This is a genomic window from Bradyrhizobium sp. B120 (genome assembly GCF_049075665.1).
Taxonomy (GTDB): domain Bacteria; phylum Pseudomonadota; class Alphaproteobacteria; order Rhizobiales; family Xanthobacteraceae; genus Bradyrhizobium.
In genome coordinates, this window is the sequence record NZ_CP185242.1 from 6,045,686 (window position 1) to 6,059,332 (window position 13,647).

General features: G+C 64.0%; 12 protein-coding genes. 2 read left to right on the plus strand and 10 right to left on the minus strand.

Annotated features, from left to right (window positions below; translation table 11 throughout):
- Positions 1 to 9: 9 nt before the first annotated feature.
- The 10 genes from flgK to ACOIX3_RS28245 all read right to left on the minus strand — a co-directional run bounded on the left by flgK (position 10) and on the right by ACOIX3_RS28245 (position 9,216).
- Positions 10 to 1,779, minus strand: a complete 1,770-nt coding sequence (flgK, locus tag ACOIX3_RS28200; protein WP_420965261.1) for a flagellar hook-associated protein FlgK — start codon at positions 1,777 to 1,779, stop codon at positions 10 to 12.
- 27 nt (positions 1,780 to 1,806) lie between these two features.
- Entirely contained in the window at positions 1,807 to 2,262 is a 456-nt protein-coding gene (locus ACOIX3_RS28205; RefSeq protein WP_420965262.1) for a flagellar protein FlgN, read from the minus strand.
- Positions 2,263 to 2,281: 19 nt separating this feature from the next.
- Positions 2,282 to 2,533 (minus strand): hypothetical protein, encoded by a 252-nt coding sequence (locus ACOIX3_RS28210; protein WP_420965263.1) that lies wholly within the window; start codon positions 2,531 to 2,533, stop codon positions 2,282 to 2,284.
- On the minus strand, positions 2,533 to 3,804 hold the full coding sequence (gene flgE, locus ACOIX3_RS28215; protein WP_223968914.1) for a flagellar hook protein FlgE: 1,272 nt from the start codon (positions 3,802 to 3,804) through the stop codon (positions 2,533 to 2,535). Before flgE ends, ACOIX3_RS28210 begins: the two co-directional genes overlap by 1 nt.
- 19 nt (positions 3,805 to 3,823) lie before the next feature.
- Positions 3,824 to 4,495 (minus strand): flagellar hook assembly protein FlgD, encoded by a 672-nt coding sequence (locus ACOIX3_RS28220; RefSeq protein ID WP_420965264.1) that lies wholly within the window; start codon positions 4,493 to 4,495, stop codon positions 3,824 to 3,826.
- 226 nt (positions 4,496 to 4,721) lie between these two features.
- Complete coding sequence (locus ACOIX3_RS28225) at positions 4,722 to 5,243, minus strand: hypothetical protein (protein ID WP_420965265.1); 522 nt, start codon at positions 5,241 to 5,243, stop codon at positions 4,722 to 4,724.
- A 93-nt stretch (positions 5,244 to 5,336) separates the two neighbouring features.
- Positions 5,337 to 5,780, minus strand: coding sequence for a flagellar export chaperone FliS (gene fliS / locus ACOIX3_RS28230; protein WP_420965266.1), 444 nt, complete (start codon positions 5,778 to 5,780; stop codon positions 5,337 to 5,339).
- Positions 5,780 to 7,486: a flagellar filament capping protein FliD gene (gene fliD / locus ACOIX3_RS28235; RefSeq protein WP_420965267.1), complete on the minus strand. Its 1,707-nt coding sequence runs from the start codon at positions 7,484 to 7,486 to the stop codon at positions 5,780 to 5,782. The genes fliS and fliD overlap by 1 nt, the downstream gene beginning before the upstream one ends.
- 63 nt (positions 7,487 to 7,549) lie before the next feature.
- Complete coding sequence (locus ACOIX3_RS28240) at positions 7,550 to 8,374, minus strand: flagellin (RefSeq protein ID WP_050405219.1); 825 nt, start codon at positions 8,372 to 8,374, stop codon at positions 7,550 to 7,552.
- A gap of 140 nt (positions 8,375 to 8,514) precedes the next feature.
- Positions 8,515 to 9,216, minus strand: a complete 702-nt coding sequence (locus ACOIX3_RS28245) for an RNA polymerase sigma factor (protein WP_207831563.1) — start codon at positions 9,214 to 9,216, stop codon at positions 8,515 to 8,517.
- Positions 9,217 to 9,883: 667 nt separating this feature from the next.
- Between ACOIX3_RS28245 and ACOIX3_RS28250 the strand changes: the two genes are divergently transcribed.
- Both ACOIX3_RS28250 and ACOIX3_RS28255 read left to right on the plus strand, forming a co-directional pair.
- The gene (locus ACOIX3_RS28250) at positions 9,884 to 12,229 is read left to right on the plus strand and encodes a hypothetical protein (protein WP_420965268.1); all 2,346 of its coding nucleotides are present in this window, start codon (positions 9,884 to 9,886) and stop codon (positions 12,227 to 12,229) included.
- A 58-nt stretch (positions 12,230 to 12,287) separates the two neighbouring features.
- On the plus strand, positions 12,288 to 13,646 hold the full coding sequence (locus tag ACOIX3_RS28255) for a hypothetical protein (RefSeq protein WP_420965269.1): 1,359 nt from the start codon (positions 12,288 to 12,290) through the stop codon (positions 13,644 to 13,646).
- The last annotated feature ends 1 nt before the right edge of the window (position 13,647 follow it).

A 13,647-nucleotide genomic window follows, 5' to 3' on the forward strand; every position in this document is an offset into this window, starting at 1 on the left:
CCCTCACACTCAGGCCGTGCCCATCGCGGTCATCAGCGCCGAGAACATGGAATTGATGGTCGTAATGATCTGGGATGCGGCAGCGTATTTGTTCTGCAACGCACTCAGATTCGCGCTTTCCTGGTCAATGTTGACGCCGGACTGAGACGACAGCGAGCTCGCATAGGTCGACTGCGCGGTCTGCTTTGATGTGTAGATTGCCGACGCCTGGCTCGCCTTGCCGGCGACGTTGGCAACGATCGCCGCCGCATAGTCGGTGAAAGAGCCGGTGGTGGCGCCCAGCCCACCCGCCATCGCGAAATTGGTCGACCCCGTCAGCGCGCTCGAGAGCGCATTCACCACCGTCGCCGAGCCCGACGACAGCACCGAGTTTCCGACCGTCAGCGTGGACGACGCATCGAGCGTCGAAGTCGGCAGCGTTGCCGTGCCGCTCAGGATGTCGCTGCGTACAGCGATGTTGGAGGCGCTGGTCCCCGTGATCAGGTCGTTGAGCCCGAAATACTGGGAAAATCCTTCACCGCCGACCGAACTCGTCATCTGATTGATGGCGATGCCATTGCCCGACCCGGTCGCCGAGATCGACAAATGTCCGTTGCCATCGACCGATGCCGATACGCCGGGGACGGTGTTGATCTTGGCCGCAAGCGCCCCCACCGTGGAATACGCCGATAGATCGATATCCTGATACGATACGAGATTGCCGCTCTTGTCGGCGACTGCGATACGCACCGTGCCGGTGCCCGCGAACGATGTCGAACTGCTGACAGTCGCCGTACCGGTCAGGCTCGTCGGCGGCGGCACCGATGTGCCCTGGTTCGAGACCGCATTCACGCTCGAGGTCAGCTGCTGGGCAAGCTCGTCGAGCTGCAACTGCGCGGCCGGCAGGGTCTGGTCGCGCAGGGCAATCAGGGCGCTGACCTTGCCGGAGGAGATCTGCGAGGTGATGTCGACCCCGTTGACGGTGATGCCGCTGAAGCCGCTCGACGATCCGGCGCTGCACGTCGTTGATGCCGTGACACTGGGCAGTGCCGTGTAGCTCAGCGGGTGCGCTGTGCTGTCGACCAGCGCCTGCCCCGAGCCGGTATAGACCTGCAGGTCGCCGCTCGACGTCGTGAAATAGCTCACATTCATCTGCGATGCGAGGTCCTGCAGAGCGCTGTTGCGCTGGTCCTCGAGATCGGCGGTTGGCTGGCCTGCGGCCGCCTCCTGCTTGATCTGCTTGTTGAGGTCGGAGATCTGCTGCAGATCGGAATTGATGTCGGTGACCGACGACGCGATGTCCTGGTCGGCGTTGGAGCGCAGTTTCTGGATGCCGCTTGAGGTCTGCTGCAGCTGATTGGTGACCGCCGCGAGCGCACTGACGGCGTTCGACTGCAGCGAAGCGCTGCTCGGCGTGCTGGCAAGCGAGGACAACGCCGACTCGAATGCCGCGATCGTGTTGGCCAGCGAAGTGCCCGTCGTGGAACTGCCGCTGCTCGACGTGCTGCCATAGAGCTGCTGGAGCTCGGTCAGATAGCTGTTGTTGGTGTCGGCAGCGCCGAGATCGGAATTGGCTCCGACCAGCGACTTCAGGAGCAGCTTATCGACCGCGCTGGTGATCCCCGAGATCGTGACGCCGGTGCCGACACCGCTGGTGACGCTGCTGCTCTGGTTGGCGGTCTTCTCGGTATAGCCCTTGGTGTCGGCATTGGAGATATTGGCCGAGGCGACGCTGATCTGCACCTGCGTGGCAGACAGCCCGCTGAATGCGATGCTTCGAGCAACATCGAGCGACGACACGACCTACTCCCTCCGGCGCCGGCCCGATCAGGCCCGCACGTTGGTGCCATAGGACATCGCCGACGTGACGCGTCGGCCGCCGGCCCCATAAGGCGATACATTGGCGATCTGCTCGCGGATCGCCTGCATGATCGCCTCGATCCGGCGGTTGCTGGTATCGATCGCCGCGCGCAGCCGCATCACGTTCTCGTCCATCGCGACCCGGAGCTTCAGGATCCGGTCCATCAGCTGCTCGCGCAGCACGCGATCCTGGACGTCGAGGTTGGCGGCCTTGCCGACGGCCTCCGCCACACACTGCTCGAACAGCGTCGCAAGGCGGTTCTTCTCGTCGACTTGCTTCAGCCGAGAGGCCGGCAAGCCCTTGGCGAGCTCGACGTTCTCCTCGTTCACGATCTCGATCAGATTGTCGATCAGCGCGATCAACGACCTGGCGCGCTCGTCATTGCCCGCGGGATTGATCTTGATGTTGCGTTCCGGTGTCATGTCATCGCTCCCGTTCAAGCTAGTGTCCGCGACGCAGGGCGCGAACCGATTGCGCGCTGCGCCCATACGCGGTGATTGCCGTTACCCGGACCGAGGCCCGGTTGAGTTCCTGGTCGAGCCGCGCGCATTCGCGCATCAGCAGATCCCGCAGCGCTCCGACGTCGTCGAGCAAAGCAGTGAGCTGCGCCCGATCGTCCGGCCGAACCGAGGCCGCCCTCGCCTTCAGCCGCTGAAGCCTGACCAGCAGGCGGTCATTCTTCTTCTCAGTCATCATCGCGACACCGCCGAAATCAGCGTATCGAACATCTTGTTGACGGTGGTGATCACCTGCGACGCCGCCGAATAGGCCTGCTGCGCCGAGATCATGTTGGAGAACTGGCCGCTGGTGTCGGTGGTGCTCGATTCCAGCTCGCTGCCGTAGATCGTGCCGGCGCCGTTGGCCCCCGAGGTCTGCAGCGTGGCGTTGCCGGAGGCTGCCGTCGCGGAGTACAGGCCGTCGCTGGCCGCGCTCAATCCGTTGGGGTCGCTGAAGGTTGCGACCGCGATCTTGTAGATCGCGATGGTCTGCCCGTTGGAGTAGGTCGCATCGACCACGCCACCCTTGCCGATCGCGATGCTGCTCAGCTTGCCGTAGGGAAGACCGTCGGGTGTAATGCCGGTCAGGTCGACTGACGGGGTCGTCTCACCCGAGGCGTACTGGGTCAGGCCGTCAGTCTTGCCGACGGTACCGAGATTGAGCGCGATGCTGCTGTTGGCAGCCCCGTCGGTCCAGCCCGTCACCGAGATCGTCGGCGGGCTTGGATTCGTCGAGGCGAGAGAACCATCGCTATTGAAAGTGATGGCCACTGTGCCGCTGCTCGTTGTTCCCGTCGTCGTACTCGAATTCGAGGCAAGCGTTGGATTTCCAAAGCTTGCGGTCCAAGCATTGGCGCCGGTCTTGGTCCAGGTGATCTGGATCGAATTCGCTGTTCCGAGCGAGTCGTATGCCGTCATGGAGCTGCTGAAGGTGGCACCAGTCGCCGCATCCGACGGCAAGTTCGCTGCGATCGTCGCTTTGGTCGTAGCACTGCCACTGGTTGCAGCGACCTGTGTGTTGATCGGCCCAAGGCTCGCGGCCGACGCATTGCCGAGGATGTTGCCTTGCGCGTCGGTGCGCCAGCCCTCGAGGTAGTTACCGTTGTTGACGAGGTAGCCTGAATTGTCGGTGGTGAATGCACCGTTGCGCGTATAGGAGGTGGTGCCGCCGGTCGTCGCATTCGTGGTGACGAAGAAGCCGCTGCCCTGGATCGCAACGTCGGTGGCGTTGGTGGTCGCGGCCAGCAATCCCTGCTGGCTGATGTTGGCGCGGCCGGACACGTTGACGCCGCCGGACGTGTACGAGGTGGCGCTGTTCGACGCCGTCACCAGATCTTCGAACATCGCCGACGTGGTCTTGTAGCCCGTGGTATCGGCGTTCGAGATGTTGTCGGAAATCATTGCCAGCGACTGGCTCTGCGAATTGAGCGCCGAGATCGCCGAGGAAAGTGCACCAGTAAGACTCATGATAATACTCCGGAAGCAATCAGGACGTGACGCCGATGATGTTGGCGGCGCTGACGGGGACACCGTTCACGAGCAGCGAAGGTGTCGAGCCGGACGCATCGATCCCGGTCACCGTTCCCGTCATCGTGGTGTAGCTGAGCAGCGAGTTTCCGGCGGAGTCGGTCGCGGTCACCTTGATCGTGTACTGGCCGCCATTGCTGAGCTGGGTGCCGCTCGTGGTCTGGCCGTTCCAGGTGAAGGTGTTCGAGCCCGCCGTCCCGGTCCCCTTGCCGCTCCACACCGTGTTGCCCGAGGAGTCCTGGATCGCGATTGCGACGTTGGAAGCGGACGACGTGAGCGAGTAGCCGAAGGTCGCCGACCCGTTGGTCAGCTCTGCCGTGTCGGTCTTCGCCTCGACGGTGTGGCCGATATAGTTGACCGAGTTGAGCGTCACGAGGCTCGAGAACGAGCTCGCGAGCGACGTCATGCTGGCGTTGGTCGACTGCTGCTCGGTGAAGTTGGCGTAGGAGGTGAGCTGATTGATGAAGTCGGTGGTGCTGGTGGCGTTCAGCGGATCCTGGTTTTGCAGTTCGCTGACGAGCAGATTGAGGAAATCGGTCGAGCTCATCCCCATCGACGCGCTGGTTGACGAACTCGACGACGAGCTCGAGGCGGCGGAGGCTGCAGCAGAGGTTGCCGAGGAAACGGTCATGACAAAGCTCTCTTCGTCGCGGGCTAGGCGACGGAACGCGGTGAAACATTGGGATCGTGAAGTCGTTCGCAGATAGAACGGACGACGCGGCGATTTCAGGCGCGGATTCATCCGCCCGGAATCACTTGATTAATCGGCAGAATTTGCCGATCGGCCGCGGCCCCGCGGCGCGCAAATGCGCCCTCCGCGGGAGGGCGCGGTGCGCTGCAAAAGCAATACGGAGAGCTTAGAGCGAGAGGCTGATTGGCAGATCCGGCTCGTCAAGCATCAATGCCGGCGGCGCCAGCGCGGGCAGCAGGCAGAGGGCCAGCAACAGCGCAGGCAGCACCTTGCCTTGCTGTGCGGAATCGCCTTGAGCCTGCGCATCGTTCGACTGCTCCTCAGGTGCGGCCGGCTCCGAGGCCGGCTCTTGGGGCAGCTCCTGCTGGGGCAGTTTCGCCGCTGCGGTCACGATGCGGTCGAGAAGACCCTTGGGCGCGCGAACTGGCGGTGCCGTGAGCGCCCGGCGGACCGCGCTCGCCGCTTCATAGAGCGTCCGCGCCTCAGCCGAGGATGCGAGGAGCTGGACGGCGGCAAGACGTTGATCATCGGGCCAGCGGGACAGATCCTCCCCCAGCCGGTCGATCAGGTCTTCGAATGTCGCAACGTCCATCCCGCGCGCAGATCCCGCCTCGTCGCCAAGGCTGTCATAAAGCATTCGCGGGACGGCGGAAATCAATTTCCGCCGCCATAGCGGCAGGTCCAGCATGGTGCTCACCGAACGGCCTTTTTCCCCGACAGGACGCCCGCCCGAGCGCCCGCCCCTCCCGGCGAAACGGAGCTCGCCGGCCGATTCGCCCGCTCAGCGGCCGGCGGCTGATTCGAGCGTCTTGTCGAGCGTCCTGGCCTTGGCGGCCTTGCCGGCGGTCGCCTCGACGAACTTCCAGGCGTCGCGGAGTTCGGTCAGGCTGGCAATGATGCGCCGGAAATTCTCCCTGGCGTGCGGCCGGCCGTAGGAGCGCAGGCACGCCATGATCAGGGCGTTGTAGGTCCGGAACAGGCGATCGGCCACCGCGCCGCCGCGGGTGACGTCGAGGTGATGGCTCAATCCGCGCAGGATCGCGGTCGCCCGCGTCAGATAAGTGTGCCCTTCCTCGAAGCGCTTCGCCTCGTGCGCATCCAGCGCCTTCTGCAGCAACGTGATGGCGCCGTCGCACAGCATCACCACCGCCTTCAACGGCGGGACCGCTACCGCGGCGGATCGATAGGCATTGTTGGCGAGGTAGGCCGTAGCATTCTGGGTCATTATTTACTCGATGATGCGTTCAGGAGGGCGCTCAGGTAGCCCAGCGTGTTGTTCGCGCTTTCGATGGCGGCCTGATAATTGGCATACTGAAGCTGCAGCTGCGCCTTGAACGTCGCCGCGTTGCTCTGGATGTCGCTGACCTGGGACTGCAGATCGGTATCGCGCGACTGCAGGTTGGTGATCATGGTCTGTAGCTGACCGCTGGTCCCGGAGTTGGTCTGCGCGAGCTGATAAAGTTGCGCCGCAAGCCCGGACGATGACGTCACGGTGATCGATTGCGAGGTCGAGCCGGTGTAGGTGAATGCCATGCCGGCGTAGATCGTGCCCGAATTGCCGATGATGGAGTCGCCGACCACCGAAAAGCCGGAACTGTCGCCGCCGACCGAGGCGCCGCTCAGCGTGCCGGTCGAATCCACCGTCACATCGAGCGTGAACGATTGTGGCGACGTGCCGGTGTTGACGACGTTGAGCTGGCTGGACGAGGCCGTCGTCTGCGCCGACAGCAGCTTGGTGACGCCGGCCAGATTTTGCGTGAGCACGGTCGACAGCGTACCGGTATCGAGCTGCAGTTCGTTGTTCTCGTTGAACGACAGGCCGAGGTCGGCCATCGTCATGCCGCCGACCGAGCCGCTGAGCACCTGCTGAAGCTGGGTCATGATATCGCGCATCGTGCTGTCGCCGAACAGCACCGCGCTCGAAGCGGCCGTGCCGTCGGAATTCTGCGCCGACTGCGCGATCACCTGGTCGCGAAACGCGTTGTAATTGGTGACGAAGGTCTGCAGCGCCGAGGTGACCTGGCTGGTGTCGGTCGAGATGCTGATGTTCAGGCTGGTGCCGCTCGGCGTCGGCTGCAACAAATCGAACGTGACGCCCGCGAGCACGTCGGAAATATCGTTGGTGTTGCGGGTGAGCGCGATGCCGTCGAGGGTGAACTCCGCAGGTTGCGCCTTCTGCAACACATCGGTGAAAGCCCCCGAGGTGCCGGTGACGCCGAGCTTGTTCAGGATGTCGTCGCCGGATGTCGACGAATAGGTGATGTTTGCGGCGTCCTGGGTCCCCGTCAGCACCATCTCGTAGGACCCGCTCGACACCTGGACGATGGAGGCCTGGACATTGGTGGCCGAGGTCTGGGCGTTGATGGTGTCGACGATGTCCTGCATCGACATGCCGCTGGTGATCGAGATCGCCGTGCTGCTGGCGGCGGCGAGACCCAGCGAAAAAGTCCCGGAATAGCCAAGCGCGGTCGAACTGCTCGACTGCGAAGTGCCGATCACCTTCTGCGCGGTTGCGAGCTGGGTGATCTGGAGCGCGTGATCGCCGGTCGCCGAGCCGCTGTTGACGCTCATCGACAGCGCCGAGGAGGCACTGACGTCGCCGGTGGACGAAATCGTCGCCGAACGCGTGGCGAACGCGTTGGTGGCGATCGAGTTGATGATCGACGTGCTGAGCGACGACAACCCGGTTGCCAGGGTCGACAGCTCGGTCTGCAGGGATTGGTAGGCGGTGACCTTGGCCTGGTTCGCGGTAATCTTGGTGGTGATCGTGGTCGCGGCCGTAAGCTTGGCGTTGACTTCGGCATTGATCAGGGCAGTCCAGTCGATACTGGCCGAATTGGTCGTGCCGGTCGTGGTCACCGTGCTGGCAGAGCTGGCGGAACTCGACGATGTCGTGCCTGATGTACTCGAGGTGGCGCTGCTAACCGTCATGTCGACACCTCCGCGGTCGTGAGAATCGGGCCGGCAAGATGCCGGCCCGATCTATCGTTCGAATTAGCCGAGCAGCTTGAGCAGGTACTGCGGCATCTGGTTGGCAGCCGTTTCCGCCGACACCGCGGCCTGGGTCTTCACTTCGGCCGACGACAGCGTCGCCTGCTCGGAAGCGATATCGACGTCCTTGATCGCCGAATTGGCGGACTGCAGGTTCTGGGTCTGGGTCGAGATCGAGTCGGCGCTGAAGTTGAAGCGCGATTCCTGGGCACCGATCTCGGCGCGGGCGGACGACACGGTGTCGATGGCGCTGTCGAGGGCCGACATCGCGCTGGTGGCGCTCGACAGGCTGGAGACGTCGAGTGAGGTGACGCCGAGCGAGGATGCCGTCAGGCTGGTCAGCGTGATCGTGATGGTGTCGGCCGAGGTCGAGCCGACCAGCACCGAGACGCCCGAGGAGAACACGCTCGAACCATCGAGCAGGCTCTGGCTGCTGTAGCGGGTGCCGGAGGCGATCGAGTCGATTTCGCCCTTGAGCTGCGTGAATTCCGAGTTGATGTAGGCGCGGCTGGAATCGGCCACGGTACCGGAGGCGGACTCGGAGGCCAGCGACTTCATGCGGGCCAGGATGTCCGAGATGTTGGACGCGCCGCCGTCGGCGGTCTGCAGGATCGAGGTCGCCTGCGCCGCATTGGTAGCAGCCTGCTGCAGCGTCGTGATGTCGGAGGAGATGCGGGTCGAGATCGCGAGGCCAGCCGCGTCGTCGGAAGCAGAGGTGATGCGCGAGCCGCTCGACAGCTTCGACAGCGCGCTGGTTTCCTGCATCGAGTTGATGTTGAGGTAACGGACCGCGGAGTTGGCGGCTGTGTTGGTGGAAATTGCGGGCATGAGTAGCTCCTGTGCTGATGGGGCATGGCATGCCGCATCGTGAAAAAGAGAGGTGACGCGGATCCAGCCCCCGTCCGACCGTTCAAACGGGTCGGCCGCCGGTGGTCAGGCGCGAAATCTTCAGAAGCCGGAATTTATGGTTAGCAGTCGGTAAACGCGCCGCGCAGGTCGCGCTCGTGCCGCTTGAGCAGCTCTCGCAGCTGTTGCCGCCCGCGCTTCAACAGCGACTCGACTGCGGCCACGGTCGTATCCATCACCTCGGCGATCTCGCCGTTGCTCATGTTCTCGTGGTAGGAAAGGATCACCGCGACGCGCTGCTGCTCGGGCAGCCGCTGCATCGCGAGCTCCAGAAGGTTGCCGATCTCGTTGCGCTCGATGACGGTCGAAGCGTCGAGCTGGGTGTCGGCAACCTCGGGCACGACATCGACATTCTCGGTGCGCGGCTTGCGGCGCAGATCGATGCAACGGTTGCTGACGACACGATAGAGCCAGGTCGAGAACTTGGCGCGACCATGCTGCCAGCGGCCGCGATGCGTCCAGACCTTCAGCATGGTGTCCTGCACCACGTCTTCAGCATCTGCGGCGTTGCCGACGATGCGCAGCGCGATCGCGTAGGCGCGATCGACATGGCGCTCGACGAGAGCACGAAACGCCGCCTCGTCGCCGGCGGCGAGGCGGTCGAGCAGCTCCTTGTCCTCGTCCTGGATCTCGACGGTGTCGAGTGGGCCTGCATCGGCAACGGTGGGGACGTTGCTCCAGGGAGCAGCCGCTTCGACCGGTGCAGCCGCGGCCGCCGTGGCCTCCACCTCGACCGCTGCCATCACATCAAGCGCGTAACTCATCCGCCGCTCTCCAACCAACGCCGCAAGCACACATCGCACGCGGCTTCTGAGCGTTGAACGGAGGGGCTGAGCAAACCAGGCGAACTTTTTTCGTTATTTTTCAAACGCTTAGCTGGATTTTTTTGCCGACCGCCCGGCAAAAGCTGCCGCTGCGCGGAGGCGCAGCGAAAAGTTCGACGGAGTCTGGAGCAGTCGTTCAGCATCGCCTCGCATTCCCGCGGGAGAGTTCGTCGCGCCGGAAAACGCTGTTGTCACATCAACTAACGCCACGCGAACACATGCATGCGCGGAGCATGCGAGTGATCCATCGCCGTTGGTCGCCATCTTGCATTCGACGATTGCGACTAGGCAATTTTTTCCGAATCACCATTTCGACGTTATCGGATTTTTTGAATCTGTCAGTCGCGAAGCGCGCGTTTTTGAATCGCGCATCAACTTTTTTGAATCATCGCGCCTGATTTGTCTCACGCAGGCGTTCAACGCATGAGGACTGGCGGGAATTTTGCGCATGACGATCATGACGGTCGACGCAACGCGTCGAGCGCAGAATGTTTCTGCATGTTCATTCGATGTTTTCGATACATTTCTGTTGCGCGCCTGCACGACGCCGGATGGTGTATTTGAAAGGGTTTTTCAGCATTCTCGCGTTGCTGAAAAATTTCCGAATATGTCCGTCAGTTTCGTTCAGCATCGAATCCAGGCGGAGGCGCGCGCGCGCAAGCTGGCGCAGGAGCGCAGCGGCTCCACTGAAGTGCGCATCGCCGACATCTATAAGTACTTTCCGTTCAGGCTGTTCGGCTTGAGCCGCGATGCATTGGGTGATTTCGCGCAGATCGAATTTGAATCCGAGCTCGAGCTGTGCCGCGCCAACCCGGAAATGCTCGAGCAATATATGGACATGAAGCGCGGCGGTTTTCGCGTCGGCTTCATTTCCGACACCTACTGGAGCACCGACCAGCTCGCGCAATTGCTGCGCTCCTGCAGTCCGGGACTGACCTGGGATTTCCTCTACGCATCCTGCGATCACCGCAGCAGCAAGAGCGAAAGGTTGTTCGAGGCCTATCTCGCCGAGCAAGGCATCGATGCGGCGAGCTCGTTCCATGTCGGCGACAATCACACCGCCGATATCAAGGGCGCCCGCCGTCACGGCATCCGCCCGCGCTATTACCCGCAGGCCAGCGCGCCGTTGGCGTCGAAGTTTCAGCGCGAAACATCGATCTTCGAACTGCTGTGTCCCGACCAACCATCGCGGCTCGATTGCGGCGCGCGCACGCTGCGGCGCGCGGTGACGGCGCGCAGTGCGGAACACTCTCCCGCTTTCAACCTCGGCGTGACCGTGCTCGGCCCGGTGATGGCCGCGTTCGACGCCTTCATCGAAGCGCGGCGCGCGGCGCTTACGCGCGAGGGCGCGCGCGTCGCGATCGGTTTCCTCGGCCGCGACGGTCTGCTGCCGTATCGCGTCTGGCAGGCAAGCCATGGCGAGACCGGCGCCTATGTCGAGATCAATCGTCGCGTCAGCCTGGTCGGGTCCGCCGATACGCTCGAACCTCTCAGCGAGCTGCTGAGTCGGGTCGTCAAGATCGACGCGGCGACCTTTGTCGATATCGTCAAGGCGCAGCCGCCGACGGTGATGCAGTTCTTCGCGCAGTATCCCGACGGCATTGCAAGCGGCCGCGACCTCGCCGACGCCCTGCCCGATCTGATGGATCCGCGTGAGATCACCGGCATCTCTGCCGGCGTCCGCGCGCGCCTGCTTGCCTATCTTCGGGCGAACATCGCGGATTTTGACGGCTGCACCGACCTCATCCTCGTCGACCTCGGCTATTCCGCCAGCGTGCAGAAGTCGCTGCGGCGGATCTTCGATCGCGAGGGCATTCGCATCCGCTTGCATGGCGCCTACCTGCTGACGCTTGACGATGCCTTCGACGACATCGCCGATGACGACACCGCGGAAGGCCTGATCTCGGATCGCATCGTCACGCCGCACGTCAAGCGCATGCTGATCCGCAACGTCGCATTGCTGGAGCAGCTGTGCTGTTCTGATGAAGGATCGGCGCGCGACTATCGCGGCGGTGAGGTGTTGCGCGAGGGCGATCAGCGCCCGGCCGCTCAGCTCGTGCTCGCGAACGAGGTGCAATCCGGAACGCTGGCCTATGCATCGCGCGCCCGCGAGCTGGCCCCGCAATATGCATTGCAGCCCGACGCCGATCCCGTTGTGGCGGCACGCTGGGCCGCCGCCGTGCTCGGACGCCTCCTGCTGCTGCCCGACGATGATGAACTCGTGCTGCTCGGCGGCATCAAGCATGACGTCAACCTCGGCACACAGGCGCTGGCGCCGCTGCTCGACGCCGGCTTCATCAATGATTGCATCGTCGCCCGCGGCCTCTCGGCCGCCTGCACGGCGCCGGCGCCCCCGATGTGGCTGGCCGGCAGCTTTGCCGCGTTGTCACCGTCGCACGCCTATCTCTACACATTGTTCGGCGCCAATCGCCTGCCCGCGAACCTGTTCGGCGAGGCACAATGCGGGACGCTGCAGGTCGGCCTGTTCGGGCCGGACGGCCAGGCGTCGCTGGAAGCCGTCAGCGTCTATCACACCGGGCTCGGCGACCTCCGGCTGCGGATTCCGTTGTCGCGCCGCATGGCGGTTGCGACCATCGCGCTGCCGCTGGCAAAGCTCAGCCGCATCGGGATGCTTCGCGGCATCACGGTCCAGTACGGCGAGAGCGCCGCGAAGGCTGCGGAGAGTTCGAACGTGAAAGCGATCGCCGAGGGACGGCTGATCGATGCCGGCCTGGAGCGGAGCGGCCGCCAGTTCCGTGCCACCAATGAGGACGGCATGCTGCTGATCCCGGTCGATGGCTTCGAGGACGATGTTGCGATCTACACCGTCGCGCTGACCGCCCTCGACCATGACCGCATCCTGGCAGTCGAGGACCGCGACGGTAACGGAGCCCCCTCGGCCACGCTGACCTGGCGCAGCGCCAACAGTGCGCAAGCATCCAACGGCAACTGATTTGTCCGCCTGATCTGGCCGCCCCGCTCGTAGAAGGTTAACGAGGGGTAGTGCGGGCATGACTTCGGCTGACACGGTGCAAGCGGACGGCTTGCAGACGAATTTCGACCAATTACTGGCGACCAACAACATCCGGATGAGCGCTGCGCAGCGCCGGCGGCTCGCATGGCTGTCTGAGCGGCTCGGACCTGCGACCGTCCACCAGGCCGGTTCGGTGCCGGCGCGGGAGCATGGCGTCGTCATCCTTGTTGAGCCGCCGAGCGGCCCCGCCGCCGAAATACTCTACCGGTCGCTTCGCGCCGATTGTGCGGTCGTGATCCCGTTCGGCGAGAATCCGGCGTTCGATTTCCTGAAGTCCAAGCTGACCGACTTCGGGACGATCGGGCCGAGCTTCGATGGCCCGCACGAGATGTGGTGGGGCGGCCTCAACTGGCGCCCGATCGCGCCCGCGGAAGGCTCCCGATCCGACACAGCGCTGCGCTTGGTCTCCTGCTATCCCCGCGCCCGTGGCGACGATCATGCCCGCGCGCTGCGAGAGAAGCTGGCCGAATTCGAGATCGCCTCCGACATCGTACCGATCGACACGGCGGACGGCGAGCTTATGTACGCGTCCGAGAAATCCGCCTTCTTGCTGCGGATGTGGCAGGAGCATCGCGAGCCGCTGCTGTTCATCGAGGCCGATGCAACGCTCAGCGAGCCGCCACTGCTGCCGTCCTCCCTCGGATGCGACATCGCGCTCCACAAATGGAACCGGTGGGAGATGTCGGCGCGCACTTTGTATCTCGGCCGCACCCCGGCCGCCGAAGCGCTGCTGCGCAACTGGCATCACATCGCGACCGCCTATCCCGCGGTCTGGGAGGGCTACCTGCTCGACCAGGCCTGGAGCCTGACGTCGTCGCAGATGGCGCTCGACACCGCCTGGCTGCCGCGCTCGTACCATGCGCCGGCTGAAGATGCCGGCACGCCCCGCCACACCACAGTCGTCCACAATCTGCCGACCGACAACAGCGACCTTGGGCCCGATGCCGAATTCGGCGTCACGATGCGGGCCGCGCGGCGCGCCAGCCGCAGCGGCGGCCGCGACGCCATGATCGTGATCAAGTCGCAGGCCTCCTCGAACAACGCGATCACCGTGATCATGCGCGATATCGCGACCAGCGACGCCCGCGAAATGGCGGCCAGCATCGAGGCCGTCACCGGCGCGTTCGCCGCCGATTGCGGCGGGTTCGGCCGGCTCGAGCTCGCGCTTTGCCCCTGGCAGGATGATATCCGCGCGGCGAAATCGGCAGCCGCCGGCGCGAACAACCGGATCATCGAGATTGCACCCTGGCAGGCATTGCCGGCCGATCTGTTCCGCACCGTGAGTCAATCCCGCGATGCCGGCAGCGTCCTCGTCATGGCCGGGCAGCCCGGCTGAT